The sequence below is a fragment of the Methanobacterium aggregans genome, assembly GCF_017874455.1.
GTDB classification, from domain to species: Archaea; Methanobacteriota; Methanobacteria; order Methanobacteriales; family Methanobacteriaceae; genus Methanobacterium_C; species Methanobacterium_C aggregans.
The window spans coordinates 1-15,336 of the sequence record NZ_JAGGLN010000011.1; the positions used below are offsets into that span (position 1 = coordinate 1).

The 15,336-nt window shown below is 40.5% G+C and carries 13 protein-coding genes and 1 pseudogene; 4 read left to right on the top strand and 10 right to left on the bottom strand.

Features of this window, described 5'->3' with window-relative positions; genetic code table 11:
• The 10 genes from cdhA to J2756_RS11335 form a co-directional block, all read right to left on the bottom strand.
• Positions 1-1,582 (bottom strand): CO dehydrogenase/acetyl-CoA synthase complex subunit alpha (cdhA, locus tag J2756_RS11290; protein WP_209585562.1); only part of this gene is annotated, 1,582 nt, incomplete at its 3' end.
• A 719-nt stretch (positions 1,583-2,301) separates the two neighbouring features.
• Positions 2,302-2,640: a DUF2149 domain-containing protein gene (locus tag J2756_RS11295; RefSeq protein ID WP_209585563.1), complete on the bottom strand. Its 339-nt coding sequence runs from the start codon at positions 2,638-2,640 to the stop codon at positions 2,302-2,304.
• Positions 2,603-3,277 carry a MotA/TolQ/ExbB proton channel family protein gene (locus J2756_RS11300; RefSeq protein ID WP_209585564.1) on the bottom strand — a complete coding sequence of 225 codons (675 nt, stop codon included), beginning with the start codon at positions 3,275-3,277 and terminating at the stop codon, positions 2,603-2,605. Before J2756_RS11300 ends, J2756_RS11295 begins: the two co-directional genes overlap by 38 nt.
• A 35-nt stretch (positions 3,278-3,312) precedes the next feature.
• The gene (locus tag J2756_RS11305; RefSeq protein WP_245316059.1) at positions 3,313-4,029 is read right to left on the bottom strand and encodes a DUF2162 domain-containing protein; all 717 of its coding nucleotides are present in this window, start codon (positions 4,027-4,029) and stop codon (positions 3,313-3,315) included.
• A gap of 681 nt (positions 4,030-4,710) precedes the next feature.
• Positions 4,711-9,123 (bottom strand): cobaltochelatase subunit CobN, encoded by a 4,413-nt coding sequence (locus J2756_RS11310; protein ID WP_342593142.1) that lies wholly within the window; start codon positions 9,121-9,123, stop codon positions 4,711-4,713.
• Positions 9,124-9,745: 622 nt separating this feature from the next.
• Positions 9,746-10,120 (bottom strand): DUF2283 domain-containing protein, encoded by a 375-nt coding sequence (locus tag J2756_RS11315; RefSeq protein ID WP_209585565.1) that lies wholly within the window; start codon positions 10,118-10,120, stop codon positions 9,746-9,748.
• Position 10,121: 1 nt separating this feature from the next.
• Positions 10,122-10,439, bottom strand: coding sequence for a hypothetical protein (locus J2756_RS11320; RefSeq protein WP_209585566.1), 318 nt, complete (start codon positions 10,437-10,439; stop codon positions 10,122-10,124).
• 151 nt (positions 10,440-10,590) lie between these two features.
• Positions 10,591-11,190 carry a hypothetical protein gene (locus J2756_RS11325; RefSeq protein ID WP_209585567.1) on the bottom strand — a complete coding sequence of 200 codons (600 nt, stop codon included), beginning with the start codon at positions 11,188-11,190 and terminating at the stop codon, positions 10,591-10,593.
• A gap of 97 nt (positions 11,191-11,287) precedes the next feature.
• A complete protein-coding gene (locus tag J2756_RS11330) occupies positions 11,288-11,941 on the bottom strand; it encodes a hypothetical protein (RefSeq protein WP_209585568.1) in 654 nt (217 codons plus the stop codon).
• Between the two features lie 12 nt (positions 11,942-11,953).
• Positions 11,954-12,196, bottom strand: a complete 243-nt coding sequence (locus J2756_RS11335; protein WP_209585569.1) for a hypothetical protein — start codon at positions 12,194-12,196, stop codon at positions 11,954-11,956.
• 51 nt (positions 12,197-12,247) lie between these two features.
• Here J2756_RS11335 and J2756_RS11655 point away from each other — a divergent pair.
• From J2756_RS11655 to J2756_RS11350, 4 genes and pseudogenes are all read left to right on the top strand, one after another.
• Positions 12,248-12,442: pseudogene (locus tag J2756_RS11655) on the top strand (glycosyltransferase); the annotation flags it as partial.
• 6 nt (positions 12,443-12,448) lie between these two features.
• Positions 12,449-13,057, top strand: a complete 609-nt coding sequence (locus J2756_RS11340; RefSeq protein ID WP_281063400.1) for a glycosyltransferase — start codon at positions 12,449-12,451, stop codon at positions 13,055-13,057.
• 14 nt (positions 13,058-13,071) lie between these two features.
• Positions 13,072-14,208 (top strand): glycosyltransferase family 4 protein, encoded by a 1,137-nt coding sequence (locus J2756_RS11345; RefSeq protein WP_209585571.1) that lies wholly within the window; start codon positions 13,072-13,074, stop codon positions 14,206-14,208.
• A gap of 24 nt (positions 14,209-14,232) precedes the next feature.
• Complete coding sequence (locus tag J2756_RS11350; protein WP_209585572.1) at positions 14,233-15,333, top strand: glycosyltransferase family 4 protein; 1,101 nt, start codon at positions 14,233-14,235, stop codon at positions 15,331-15,333.
• The last annotated feature ends 3 nt before the right edge of the window (positions 15,334-15,336 follow it).

Genomic DNA, 15,336 nt, shown 5'->3' on the forward strand with positions numbered 1-15,336 from the left:
CCATCTTTGCAACTTCAATACCGCCTTCAGGATAGTTGGTGCAGCCTATGAAGGCTATAACTCCAGGTATGTCACCGAAAACTATTGGTGCTCCTACCTTCCTTATTTCAACGTCCTGCACAGGTCCACGTCCTGCCCTGATGTTGAACTTCTCATCCTTAACTGAGCGTTCTCCAACCTTGGTGAGGAGTGAAACTGTTGGGATGTCCCTTGGACATTCCTGTTCGCACCTTCCACATGTGTAGCAGAGGTCGTGCTCGTAGAGTTTTTCCATCTTGGAAAAATCATCCCTGGTAATTCCCATGACTGCATCCATCATTGGGAGGCTGTTGGGACACACCCTGTCGCACCATCCACATTCTGTGCATTCTTTGGCGTATTCAACAACCTCTTCCATGTCGGGGAGCATTTTAAGGTTTTTCCTTTCACCTGAAAGTTTTCTTGCGGCTTTGACAGCAACCTCTCCAACCTTGTCAGGGTTGAGTATGAGAGCGCCTTCAATTTCATCGTTCAGAAGTTCTGACACGATTTTGTCAGGGTCTTCATTGGTCTTGTCAGGCAGTCCAATGCAGATCTTGTCTGTGGTTGCTATGACCACTGCCTTGTTTTTACGGGCCTCTTCAAGAACATCGGTTCGAACGCACTGTTCATCAACAACAACAACATCTGCAACCCCGCTTCTCACGAATTTCAGCTGTTTTGAGATTGGACCAACGATCTTGGCCTGGTTGTTGTACCGTGTTATGTCTATGGCTGCACAGCAGATTCCGCAGACTTCAAGGTCCTCTTCAAGTCCCTCTTCTTCCATGTAGTCCATGATTCCGGCTCCAGGTGCAACGTTGTGTCCTATGCACAGGATAACCGGTTTTTCACGGTCTATGGTTCCAAGTCCCAGTTCAACCAGGGGTGCGTCTTCTGATCCCTTGGGCAGGTTGAGGGCCACTATCTGGGCTATGTCCCCCACCTCCATTCCAACGTGGTCCATGAGACCGGCGTGAAGCACCTTGGATTCAAAGTCCTTGTAATTTCCTTCCTGTCCAGTGTGTGCTGCTGAAAGAAGTTGTAATGACTGTTCTTCAACGTATTCTATTGCTTCCTTCAGGTCACCCAGTGTTTCAGGTTTTTTACCTATGACTGTACGCATGATGGGTGCTTCTATGTCTATGCTTCCCCCCAGATCTATTGGGAAGTCTTCACCTTTTTTATCTATTAAATATTCCAGTAAATGTCTTGAGTGTCCTCCATGGGCTGCAGTTCCTATGCATGATGCTATAAGAACCATTCTGCCCTGCTGTGCCTTTGCATCAATACCGCAGGCTCCCTTCTTACCCAGAAGGTCGCACTTACCGTAGGTGCAGAGGCAGCACATGTCGCAGAAAGGAGCATAGAAAGGCTCATACCTGTTAAGTAGCTTCATATCCCATGATCTAAGGTCTGTTACGCTTGGTTTTGGGGTTGGTCCCATTGGTACCTCTTCCCTCGAAGCCTCAGACCTCTCTTTTTCAATTATCTCACCTATTGAGACCTTGAAATCCTTTGTTTTCCAAAAATTGCCATTGAATTCCTTTGGTTTAGGTGCCATAAGTTATCACCGAATTATTAATGATTTATAATGATGTTTTTCTTTTAGATTAAAATATAATATAAAGTTTGTGTATTACTCCACCATGATACCAGTTCTGAAGGGCACTGATTTTCATTTATAGGCTGAAAAATGTGTTATAAATGTTTTTAAGCCGGAAAAAATGTTTTTTCAATTTTCATATTCCCTAAAAACATGGGATTTTGCCCTAAAATGTTAACACTAAATGATCCTTTGAAAAAAACTATTTTACCCCTAATTTGAACATCCGGTGAGAAAACAGGCGGGATATTGAAAGATTGATTAAAGAATGGGTTATAAATTAAAAGGTTTGACAAAAAAAGAAGGAAAAACTGAAAGAACATCCAAAAAAGGAATCGAAGATTAAAATAAGAGCTAAAAGAAGGAAGAAAAACTGAAAGAACATGGAAAAAGGGAATCATGAACTGAAAGATCCACCAGGAAAGTGGGGGAAAATTAAACGAAGGTTAAGGATTGATTTGGAAGGTGAAATCAGCAGCTGAATAAATGATGAAGATGGTCTGGAGGTGAGTCAGAAGATCAAGATGGTCTGAGATGAAATCAAAAAGAAATAAGATCATCTGGAAAAGAAATAAAATGGTCTGAAGTGAAATTGGGCAGATATAGATTTACCTGGCGATGAGAAGGAATTAAGATCATGTGAAGTGGATAGTGGAACTCAAGGTCCCAGCTACCCATCAGGAGCCGCCTTCAACCATGATGAGTTTCCCGGTTTTAGGGTCTTTGTAAACTTTTCCAAGTTCTGCATAACCAGAACCCTGTCCTGATTGTGTTTGTGGTGTGCTGTTGAGCTGCTGACCCATCTGGATTTCTGCAGCCGCCTGCATGGCTTCCATGGTTTGTTTCTTTTCTTCTGGAGAAGCACTGCTGAAAACTACACTCTGCATGTTCCATGATACAACCAGGCATATGAGAAATCCCACTGCAAGCACCAGCATTGCATCAACAAGGTTGGTTGTTCCTGCAAGTGGATCTTCATCATTGTCCACTAGGATACGGCGTTTTCGTCTTAACATGATCCAAAACCTCCAGTACAGATTCTGCCACGGCTTCAAGGTTGGACAGGTACTCCTCGTACCATCTTCTCCTCACCTTGGAGATCACGTATGCAATACCACCTGCCCCAATACCAACAACAGTAGTGTCGAATGCTATTATTATGGCCTGGGCAAGGGTGTTCACATCCCCCGCACCCAGGGCTGCAAGGCCCGGGCCCATGGGTATCAGGGTACCCATCAAACCCAGGGTTGGACCTAGCCTGGTTACCACATCTGTTTTTTCAAGGCTGCGTGCAGCCTTCAATTCCTCTGCTTCAATTAACTTCCTTGCAAATGCTTCCCTTGACTTGGCACCCATATCAGGGTTGGAAGCAATTTTAATAACTATTTCCTTCTGGGGATCTGAAAGTGTACTGCTTTTAATTATATTAATAAGCTCTTCTGAGCTTCTTGATCTTGATAGATCATTGATTATCGTTTCTATTTCCTCTGTGCTTAGGCGGATTCTGCTTGAATATTCTGAGAGCAGCCCTCCAAAGGCCACTATTGCATAGACCATGAAGGCTAAAAGCCCCACGATCACAGGGATGAGGAGGCTCTGAGAGATAACATGCAGAATACTGCTTAAAAATTCACTACCTGGAACTGCAACCATTATAAACACCTCTAATAACTAATATATCATTGAAATCAACCTTTAACCAGCAAGCTCTTTTTCCGGGTCATGAAAATGCCCAGTCCAACTAGGAGGGCAAGTGCAACAAGAACCCCTGCAACCACGTTGAGTGATGGAATCGTCAGGGGACTGGCCTTGGATGTCATGGCAGTGCTGATATTTGGAATCACTATTGCAGATGCAAGGAAGTAGAGTCCAACGAAGAGCATGAAGTTGCCCAGGAGAACTGGGTAGGGCTTTTTGCTGATCCTGACGATTGCACCCGATGCCATGTAGAATATTCCCATTGTTATGGCAAGGAACAGTGCTGCGTACTTCCCTATCACAAAGGATGATGCACCTATAACCGGTGAAACCAGTATGATTGCTGCGATGACTGCTCCGAAGCAGCATGGGCACGGTGCTATCATTGCCATGCACGATGCCTTGGCATGATCTTTCTTGTTCCTCTTCCACTCCTTGATGGTGTGAAAACCTGCGTAGGCAATAACAACTGCCATTAAAAGGAATATTGCAAAATTGTAGTCGTAAATTACTTTATAAAGAACATCAGTGTATCCCTCTGCAAGTTTTGACAGTAGGAGTATCCCCCCACCGTATCCAAGGGTAATTAAAGCTGCCACCCTTTTCGATAATCCTGCAAATCCCATTGCCAGCCCTATTTTCACACCGAATACAAGAACTGCTGATAAAACTCCTAATTTCCATAGTAACTCGATCATTTTAACCATTCCATGTTCTGCACTTTTTGAATATATAATACTTTCTATTTATTTTTTATTATTACTTTCAGGCCCAGAACAACCAGATCTGTAATAACATCTGGCGAATTAATACTAATAGGGCCTTTACTTTCAAATTCGTATTAAATCTTTTAACATCCCCCAAGCAATTAATCAAATGTTCTTGATAAAAAATTAAGTAAAGTTGATTATATATCTTTGCATTTTTCCAGGCCAAAAGCATGAATTTAGAGTTTGAATAACTCAAGAATTCCATCAGCACGGATGGCTGCATAACTAGTGATTAAAAGTTTGAAAAGCATGAAATAATTTGAAAAACATGGAACAACTCAACAATGGAAAACCAATCAACCAAAGGAATAAAATCAATCCATGAACAATGGAATTTTTCCCCGATTATTCCAAATAAAACTGTAAAATGCAATTAAAAACTATAACATCCAGTTAAAAAAATGTAAAATCCGATTTAAAAAACTACAAAATCCGATTTAAAAAATGTAAAATCTAATTAAAAACTGCAAAATCCAGTTAAAAACTGCAAAATCTAATTAAAAACTGCAAAATCCAGTTAAAAACTGTAAAATCGGATTCAAGCTTTGAACTAAAAAAAATAAAAAAATAGGGGTTTTAACCCTTAAAATATGTTTACTTAACCCAGATATGGTTTATTTAACCTCTTCCCTTGAAGTATCCAACACCTAAAAGTCCGAGAAGTGCGAGAACACCTGCAATAGCAGCAAATGGCACTCCAGAAGAACCTGATGCGCCCTGACTGCTTTTAACTGATATCTCACTTGCCTTTCCATTGTTGGATGAACTTGCCTTGGAAGTGTCACTGCCACTTTTTACAGCGGACTGACTGGACGCAGAGGAGGATGCAGATGAACCTGCAGTGCTTGCTCCCTTACCAGCCTGTGACTGACCCTGACCAGCGTTGGACTGACTTTGACCAACGTTTGACTGGGTGTTTGGAAGGTTCACACTCTTACCAGTTGCCTCTGCAACGGTGCTTGCAAACTTCTTCAGGGCTTCCATGCTCAGGGATGACATCTGCACCAGCTTCTGGTTGAACTGGATGTTTCCACAGGTGTGGTGGCAGCATGTTACACCGTACTGGTTGGTGTAGGTGATGTACTGGTTTGCAAGGTCCGTGATGGTTGCCTTGTCAGTGCTCCACATGTTCCTCATGTTTGCCTCAAGCATCCATCCAAGTATGGATGTGTATGCGTAGGGATTTGATTTTAAGAGGGCACTGCGGATGTCAGGGTTGGTCATGTAATCTTTGGCCAGGGTATCGTACATCCAATCCTTAATTGAGTTGGACTGCACAGCGTCCCAGGCGAACATGTTACCTATCTCCTTTGCAATCTCGTTGGCACCTGCGTATCCCTGGCTGAGCATACCCTCCTTCCACTTGGGATTGGCAAGCCTGGTTCTGAACTCCGTGGCCATGAAACTGTCAAGTGTTTCTATCCTTGGAGTGGACCGTGTGTTTGCAATGTAGGTACTGACATCGTAACCAGAAAGACTCTTTGCAGCCATTGTAAGACCGCCCAGGTACTGGTAAACATCGTCGTTGTCAAGAACTCCGTAGTTGTTGTCCCTGACCTGCACAGTTGCCTGCACAGTTTTCAGCTGATCCTTGAAGGCCTGAAGTCCCCCTATACCGTAGGAGCCTGCACCGTAAATGTAGGACATCCTTGAGAGGTAGGTATCAACAAGATCCGACTGGTCCTTCCACTTGGATGTGTTTGGTACCTGTGCTGCAACTCCTGTTCCATAACCCTCAGGTGCAGGTCCGAATATTCTGGCCCCTGCAAGGGCATCTGCATCTTTAGAGCTCATACCTGCCTTGGTGTACTTGTTGTAGTTGTTCTGGTAGTGTTTCTTAACGTAGTTGCTGTTTGTGCTCTCAGGCAGAGCTGCAACCTGACGGAAGGCCTTGTCCATAATTTCCATGGTGTAGGAGAAGGTGTCCCTGAAGAGACCGCTTATGGTCACAAGCACATCAACACGTGGCCTGTTCACGGTTTTTCCGTTGATATTCAGTGTTAGTTTGCTCAGCGGGGTTACAGTAACACCCACGAACCTTCCTGACTTCCACTGTGGTTCCAGGCCCATGTACCTGAGTATCATGGCTATGGTCTGGCCGTTGGTACGCATGGTTTCAGTTGACCAGAGAACAACACCCACTGTTTCGGGGTAGTGTCCGTTCTTCTTGTAGTAATCTGCGAGCATGTCGTCGGCCATCTGCTTACCTATCAGCCAGGCAGTTGCATCTGGAGCTGATCTCGGGTCGAAGGAGTAGAAGTTTGCACCAGTTGGGAGCACGTCTGGCTTGCGTATTGGATCACCGCCTAAAGCTGGTGACACATACTCTCCATTCAGGGCTGCAAGCAGGGCTTCTATTTCGTAGTTTTGAGAGAGTGCGGCCCGTATCTTTGCCCTGAACTCTGCGTTGTTCCTCTCTGCAGGGTTGAAGCTCACAATGGATTCAACCATCTGATCCAGTATGGTGCCGTTGAGGGCAACTCCAAAGGTGTGGAGTCCGTAGGGCATGAGGGTTGCTGCAAGATCCTCCAGGTGATGTTCAACCTGGTTTTTAATGTCGCTGAATGCTGCTGTCTTCATGTTGAGGCCTATGTCCTGATCCAGGTGGAGTTTGGTTACCATTGCCCTGATCTGTTTTTCAAGAGCTGTTTTACGCTGGCTGTTGCCTGTGTTGTCGTAGCTGTTTATTAGGTCCTGGAGGGTTGAAAGATCTCCGTAGAGGCCTGAGGTTATGAGGGGAGCTGTCAGGTGATCTATTATCACTGCGTAGCCCCTTCTCTTGGCCTGGGTTCCCTCCCCAGTGTTGTCAACTATGTAGGGGTAGATGTTGGGCATGTTTCCCAGGAGAACATCTGGCCAGTCATCCCCGCCAAGTCCCACGCTTCTTCCAGGAAGCCATTCCAGGGTTCCGTGTGTTCCCAGGTGTATGACTGCGTTGGCACCCATTTTATTCTGGAGCCACATGTAGAATGCAATGTACTGATGGGTTGGAGGCAGTGTTGGTGAGTGGGCAATGTCTGTGGAGTTCTCTCCCCATCCGCGCATGGGCTGAGCACCGACAAATACCTTGCCCAGCATGATACCCGGTAAAACAATGTTACCGTTGTAGACCATGACGTTGCCTGGAGCTGGACCCCATTTAGCAGTGACCTCATTTCTGAGTTCTTCTGGCAGTGTGTTGAACCATTCCATGTACTCGCTGAGGGGTATGGTTACTGCACCTGCATCAACCACCTTTTTAAGCTCTCCTGGAGCCCAGGAACCCACGTTGTTTCCAGCCGTGGTGAAGAGTTTGATTATGGATTCAGTTGATACGTTGCCTGATACATCGTAGCCTGCTGCCTTGAGTGCCTTGAGTATGGCTGATATGCTCTCAGGAACGTTGAGGTAGGAAGCACCAACTCCATCCTTACCCCCTGCACTGTTGTAGTAGATAATTGCTATCTTCTTTGCACTGTTGGGGAGTGTTTGGAGTGCTATCCAGTTGTAGACCCTGTTGGTTATTCTCTCTATCCTGTCTGGTAGTGGTGTGTAGTTCTTCACAACGATGCCTGTGTATGGATCTGTTTCTGCTGATTCAACACCACCCATGATTATGGGCTCTATCCTCCCCTCCATCTCAGGCCATGCCACCTGCCAGTAAAGTTCACTGGACAGTCCTGAAGAACTGTTCTTCCAGGTTTCAAGGTCTGAGGCATAGATAGGGGAGAATATTGGTACGTTCATCTTTTTAAGTAGATCTGTGCTGTTCTGGGGGTTGTTGTATATGATGTTGTAGCCAACGCAGGCCACGAGGGCACCTATCCTGGATGTGCTGCCATCCAAGAAGTACTTGGTTATGGCATTTGCCCTGGCAGTGTCGGTTGGTGATGTTACAGCCAGAACCACGTTCAGGCCCTTGGCTTCAAGGCTTCTGAGTATGCTCATTGCCATGTCGCTGTTTCCATTGAAGAACGTGGATGCGTACATCATTACACCCACCCATGCCTTGCCTGGTTTGTAGTGGCCGCTGCTTTTGTACCAGCTCAGGTAGTCGGCCCAGGTTGCGAACTGTGGTGTGGTTGAATCTGGATGGTATATGAACTCTGTTGGATAGTTGACCACGCTGAGGTTTTCAGATGCCTCAACCGGCATTCCAATCCTTTGAAGTACCCTGAGCTGGAACCTCTCCATGTTGTCTGCACCTGTTCCATCCCAGTATGCCCTGAGTTCTGTGTCGTTTGCATCTATTTTTGTGTTGTTTGAAAATGTAACACTGCACCTTAAAGCCATTATCTTGGCATTTGAATCGGATATGAGGGGCATTAAATTTGAGAGCGTGCCTGCTTCACTGATCATCTCTATGATTATGAGGTCTGCCCTGTTTGCCAGCTGTTTTATCCTGGCCCTGGTGTCTGCAGATGTGAGATCCTCGTTGGTGAAGAATTTCAGGTTGAAGTAGTATCCCTTCTCCCGGAGTTTCTTGTTTGAATCAACGAATGGCTTGGCGTAGCTGGGACATCCACTTATTATGAGCATGTTGTATGCCCTCAGGTTCACACTTGCTTCACCGTAGAGTGTGGGATCCGTGACGTTCCTCTGGGAGACTGACACGTTCACTGTCTGGGACAGGTGTCCACCTGCACCCACAGTTAAGTTGAAGTTCTTTTTATCGCTTGTGAAGTTAACCTTGTACTTTCCACTTCCCATCCTGGTTACTGCTACGCCCTTCACAGTGTTTCCAGCTGCATCCTTCACAGTTACAGTTGGGAGCTTGTTTGAAAGGGCCTCAGGATGTTCCAGGGTGATGTTCAGGGTGATCTCGGGATCAACTTCGCTCTTTGGGGCCTGATTTGAAGCAGGACTTGAAGCCTGATTTGAGGCCTGGTTTGAACTCTTCACATTTGGAAGGTTTCCAGAGCTGTTCAAGGTAACAGGATCAGCTGTCTGAATGCGGGTATCATTGACAGGGTCTGCAGCTGAAACTGCGGATCCAAAAAGTGTTATTCCCACTAAAAGACCAATAAGAAGCATAAGTATATGTTTTTTCACATTTTCACCTCCTTTTTTAAGTTTTGGTAAGCACAGATGATTATTCAAATATGCTTGATAAAAAATTAAGTAAAGTTGATTATATATAGCTTTCCATTTTACTTTAATAAAATCCATTTTACTTTAAAAAAAATAAAGCAAACTTTATATACTAGTTGGGAGCCAATATGTAATGTGGCAGCATATTACAACTTTAACAACGATAAAGGTCCATTTTTGATGTTTTAAATAAAAAAAGGGATCTGCGGGTGCAGGTCCCACCATTTCCTCCTCAGGATTTTCCCCCTCAGGATCTGATTTTTTTTAGAAGTTTTAGATGAAAAAAAGGGATATTCTTATTTTAAAAAGCTTACTTTAAAAGGGAACCACAATTAACATTCTTATTTTAAAAGGGATTTAAAAAAGAAGTTTTTAGGTATTTTATGCCTTATTTCCTTCCCAATAACGAAATCAAGCTTAAAAATTAATATTTTTATTGCAGGTTTTTGAACTACTAGGAACTTCCCAATGGTTGATAGTTTCAGGTAACTCCCAGTTCTGAATAATTTTTTAGGTGTTCATTAATGTAAATAGACAAAAAAAAGAGTTTGTACAGCTGTGGAAGAGGGTACATGAAAAAAAATTATGCAGTTGCAAAGTTGGTCTGTATCTGAGGTATATCAGTATCGTTAATTGCAGTGATATCAACAGGTTTTTCCAGCTGTTTGTTGTGTACAGGTACTGATAAGGTAGCGTGTAATTCAATGGCTTCTTCCTTGATCCTTATCTGCATGGTAACTTCAACCATTCTTTTCAAAGAGAAGGGGTTTAGGTTAAGTTTTTTGGAAGCATCAACTATCTCCAGGGCTACTGGAACATGATTTTTATCAAAATCCAGTATCACATTCTCCCCCATGTCTATTGATTCCCTGTATTCATAATCATCAATGATTCGAATGTAAAGAGAATCTGCAACTGGATCGTAATGTTCTTCAATCTCAAATTCTTTAACTACCATCTTATCGCACCCTTTTTTTAACATTTTCCTTATATGTTGTGATTACCTTTAAGCTTTTGGTTACATGTTCTACTGCGACAACAACAACCAGATCATACCTCGATTCATTATTTTTAAAGGGATATTTAACTTTGAATTTGCTGAAATTTTGTTTTGAAATAGCTAAAGGAGTTTCATTTAAAATAGAGTTAACTATAGTATCATAGGATATCCCACGATCTTCTATTTTTTCTTTGACATGTCCTGTGAAAACAATTTTATCTTCACGGATATCTTTTAGAAAACTTAAAATTTCGTATATATCCCAATCTTCACTCAAAAAAACTCAACCCCCACCCTTCTTGGTTAAGCTTATTTTTAAACATTATCATACTTAAATAGTTTTATTTATTAAATTTTATAAAAATAAAAAAAAGTTTTTCCATGTTAGTTTTTACTAAAAAAAGAAAATAAATCTATTTTCGATTGCACTACATGTAAAACGTGTTCACAACCCTCTTTGCAAGCTGATCCTGCAGGTGGGGGTAATATACGTAGTCAGCCAGTATCTTTATCCTTTTACCGTCCTGTACGAACTGGAAGCTGCCCCTGAAATCTGTTACAGGCCCGTCTATCTTGAACTGTCCCGGGAAGTAGGTTCCGTTGTTGGAGAAGTTTCCGTAGCCTGTCCAGTTACCGCAGTGGGTGGTGAAGGTTCCGTTCATTGGCGTTGCAAACACAGCACCTGTGATGTTCCTGTTCCAAAGTGCAGCCACGGTGTTGTAGTTTATGTTTATGCGGTCCAGTTCACCTGTGCCGTTGAGCCCGTCTATGGTGTAGCAGAGGGGATCTTCATTGTTCTCAGCTCCAGGGAGAACTATCTTGAAGTTGAAATCCTTGCCTGTACCGTTTATCCTGTAGTAACCCACGAAGGATTCTTCGTTCTGGGAGTGTGCTGGTATGGTTACGTAGGATGTGTAGTTGTAGGGGATCTCAGGGAAAACAAGGTTTATGAGGGCTCCTGATGCTGTTCCTGCGGCTAAGAGTCCCAGGAGTACCACTGCAGAGATTAGAATGATGCGTTTGTCCATGCTGATTTTGCTCCTAAGATGAAAAGATTTGATCCTAAAATAAAAATAAAAAAGAAAATGTATTCAATGTTTTAGTTTGGGTTAATCTCGTACAGATTTATGCACTGGTTGCCATGTGCTCGCAGAAAACAACGGGCTGCGTGATACTTAAGTTCACACTTCCATCGGAGTTGACTGTTACAAGGAACTCGTAGCTTGCACAGTGAACTCCTTGAAGGAAGATTGCTCCCTGTGTTGCATCGCTTGTAACGTTTATTGAGTCGTCAGTTACATTTGATGGCATTGCGTAAACCAGCTGTGATAACTGAATGTTCTGAAGTATTGCACTGTTATCTGGTGCTGTCTGTGCGTTGGACCATGCTTTTATGGTGGAATTGGAGGTCTGATTCTGTCCTGCGTACTGGTTGCTTGCAAGGTCTCTTAAAACCTTAACACGCATTGTTGTACCTTCAGGAAGAGCTTTGTCTCCGTATCCCAGTAACTGGCTGAGGTTTATCTGAGTTGTACCTGTTGAAGGTTTCATCCAGACTTCTGCAAAGTAGGTGTCAGGTTTGGTCTGGTTTTCCACCGTCACATTGGAGATCACAACTACTGCATGTACCCAGCAGTTTGCCTGGTTGTAAAAGGCCATGTCTGTTCCCTTTCCATTGGAGGCACTGGTTTGGCTGTTGTTGCTTGTAAGTGAAAATGCTGCGATTCCCAAAACTGCTATAATTACCACTGCTAATAATGCTATCGTCCATTTTTTCATAAATAAGACTCCTTAAATAACTGCAACTACCTTGTAAGCCACAATTGCTACGAATACGAGAAGTAAGGGGACAATTGCAACGTTTATTCCTTTCATAAAGGTTTTAACGCTTCTGTTCTCTGCCTCTGAGCTCATGATCTCCTTGAGTGCTAAAAACAGTATCAAGGCGACCACAGCTACCATACTGTAGGTCATGACGTCCGCGGTAGTCACCGTTGTTGCTGCAGTGGTGACTGTTGTTGCTGTGGTTATCATGATCCCTACTTTAGTGTTACACATATATAATATTCAAAGAAGTATAATGTACCCTATATTTTACAGGCACATGGTTCTGTACTCCCATTTTTCCAAAAACAAAAATTAAAGAAAGTTTATGATCATATTTGGGGGTACAAACTTTTAGAGGGTGCATCTAAATTAATTGCGTTAACTGAAACTGAGTTTCAACAATATCACAAGATGGGAGTCCCTGAAGATAAAATTGAAATTGTTCCAAATGGAATTAATTTGTCAGAGTATCAGAATCTTCCTAAAAAAGGAGAATTCAGAAAAAAGTATAGTATTGATGATAATGAAAAATTCATTTTGTATTTAGGTAGAATAAATAGAATAAAAGGTCTTGATTTACTTTTAGAATCATTTTCAGAGATTTCAAAAGATTTAGATGATGTTAAACTTGTTATAATAGGGCCAAATGATGGATTTTTGGATCAATTAAAAAAAATAGTGAAAAATTTAAAATTAGCTGATAAAGTTATGTTTCCAGGCCCATTATATAAAGAAAACAAATTAGAAGCCTATATCGATGCAGATATTTATGTTTTACCTTCTATTTATGAAACATTTCCTAATACGGTTATAGAATCGTGCGCATGTGAAACTCCAGTTATATTAACCGAGGGGTGTGGAATATCAGATTTAATAAGAAATGATGTTGGATATGTAGTTAAATTTGATAAAAATTCTTTAAAAGATGCTTTACTTACAATTTTGGAGAATGATGAATTAAGGAAAAATTTAAGCAAGAAATGTTCCAATTTCGTTCAAGTTAATTTTAATTTAGACAAAACAATGAATAAACTCGAAGAGATTTACACTCATGAAATAATTGACTAATGGGGAGTATCACATTGTATAATCCATTTAAGCCCAAGAAAAAGATCAAAATAGCAATTATAACCAATATACCCACTCCTTACAGGAAAAAACAGTGGGAATATTATTCAAATTGTGAATATTTAGACATAACGGTTTTTTACTGTGCCAATATAGAAAAAGATCGCTATTGGAACGTTGATTCTTCAGAAGGCATAAAAGAAGTTTTCCTAAGAGGCATAAGTTTTAGATCTTTCCATTTCAATCCCGGAGTTTTAAAAACAGTTTTTCAAGACTTTGATGCGTTTTTCGTTGGAGGATATGGTTATCCTTCCGTATTAATGTCCATTTTTGCTTTAAAACTTTTAAAAAAGCCTTGGGTAATGATTATTGATGGTATTTGTCCATTAAATTTAAAAAAGGGAAATTTTATAATTGAAAAAATCAAAAAAACGTTGATTAATGGTGCAGATGCATATTTTGCAAATGGTACTGTTAGTGCCAAATACCTAGAGAAATATGAAGTACCTCCCAAAAAAATATTCAATCAATATATGACCGTTGATGTTGATTATTTTGTGAAAAAAGGAAATGATGCATCTAAATTCAGAAGTGAAATCAGGAAAAAATATGATATAAATGAAAATTCTGTTGTTATTATGTATGCAGGACGTTTAATTGAACACAAAGGCGTTCAAGACTTGATTAAATCTGTTAAAAACCTTAAAAATAGGAATATTAATGTTAAAACATTGATAGTTGGTGAAGGCAATTTTAAAAAGGAATTAATTAAACAATCAGAAGATATAAGAGAAGAGGTTATATTTGCAGGGCATGTAGATCCTGCAGAAATTTACAAATATTACTATGCTTCAGATATCTTTGTTTTGCCAACGTATGATGATCCATGGGGTTTGGTTGTAAATGAGGCTATGGCTTGTGGACTTCCTGTAATTGTAACAGATGCCACAGGATGCTTTTTAGATTTAGTAAAAGATAATGGGTATATTGTTAAATCCCATGATATATGCGAACTATCTTTATCGATAGAAAAAGCTATGAAAAACTCTGTAAAACTTGGAAATAACTCTTATAAACAAATTTTAGGATGGAACTATGAACATAGTTTGATGAATATTATTAATTTAATTTGCTATATAACTAGTTTATAATTTCTACAGGATAAGGTGTATTAAATGAAAATACTCAGTGTTGTTACTTCTGTACCTTCAGAAAATGCCATGTGGTGGAGAATTTTAAATATAATTCGTATATTAAAATCTGAAGGCCATCAAGTTGATTTAGTTTGTTTTAGCAAAGCTAATAATTATACTAAAAATTCAAAAATTATTGATACAAATAATATATCAGTTATATCATCCCCATATGTTTATGATTTTATTAAATATTTACGCAACATAAATTTTAGTCAATATGATTTAGTTTATGGAAATACTCATTATGGCACTTTAATTTCTTTAATTTTAAAAAAAGTTGCAGATACACCATTAATATTTGATGTACATGGTGGTCTTGTGGAAGAGTCACAATTGGATAATCAAAATATTCTCTTACAAAACTTTAAAAAATTAGTTGACAAACTTGACTTTTCTTTTTCCGATAAAAATATATGTGTTTCAAAGACCATGATCGATTATTTAAATAAAGAAAAGAAAATAAGAAAAGATAAACTTCATTATGTAACTAATGGAGTAGATTTGAATTTTTTTAAGCCAAAAGACTCCAATAACATAGACAATATTAAAACAAAGTTGGGTATACAAGATAAATTTATATTTGGTTATATTGGTGGGTTTCAAAGTTGTCAAGGGATTGAAAATTTTTTAGGGGCTGCAAATAAATTTGAGGATGAAAATATAGTTTTTTTATTAGCAGGTGCCTCGAATGGATTTAAAGAGAAGAATATAATCCAATTACCATTTCTCCCTAGAGATCAAGTTTTAAATCTTTATTCAACTTGTGATGTTCTAGTGTTACCTCGCCCTAATTGTTTAGCTACACAAATAGCAGCTCCTACTAAATTTTCAGAATACTCTGCTATGGGTAAACCCGTACTAACCACTAATGTTGGGGATGCATCAAATTTTGTTCGTGAATACAAATCAGGTATGGTCATTGAAGATAATTCCATCAATAATTTGATTATTGCAATGGAAAAATTTAAAAATTTGGGAGATACTAAATTAGATAAAATGGGTAAAAGATCAAGAAAACTAGCTGAAAGTGAATTTGACTGGCAAAAGATTAAAACTAATTTACTAAAATCTATTTCATAGGTA

What these genes read in the sequence shown, in the direction of transcription:
- J2756_RS11295 (WP_209585563.1), bottom strand. Translation starts at nt 2,640, where the DNA reads ATGTTAAGACGAAAACGCCGTATCCTAGTGGACAATGATGAAGATCCA.
- J2756_RS11325 (WP_209585567.1), bottom strand. Translation starts at nt 11,190, where the DNA reads ATGGACAAACGCATCATTCTAATCTCTGCAGTGGTACTCCTGGGACTC.
- J2756_RS11315 (WP_209585565.1), bottom strand. Translation starts at nt 10,120, where the DNA reads ATGGTAGTTAAAGAATTTGAGATTGAAGAACATTACGATCCAGTTGCA.
- J2756_RS11300 (WP_209585564.1), bottom strand. Translation starts at nt 3,277, where the DNA reads ATGGTTGCAGTTCCAGGTAGTGAATTTTTAAGCAGTATTCTGCATGTT.
- J2756_RS11350 (WP_209585572.1), top strand. Translation starts at nt 14,233, where the DNA reads ATGAAAATACTCAGTGTTGTTACTTCTGTACCTTCAGAAAATGCCATG.
- J2756_RS11335 (WP_209585569.1), bottom strand. Translation starts at nt 12,196, where the DNA reads ATGATAACCACAGCAACAACAGTCACCACTGCAGCAACAACGGTGACT.
- J2756_RS11330 (WP_209585568.1), bottom strand. Translation starts at nt 11,941, where the DNA reads ATGAAAAAATGGACGATAGCATTATTAGCAGTGGTAATTATAGCAGTT.
- J2756_RS11305 (WP_245316059.1), bottom strand. Translation starts at nt 4,029, where the DNA reads ATGGTTAAAATGATCGAGTTACTATGGAAATTAGGAGTTTTATCAGCA.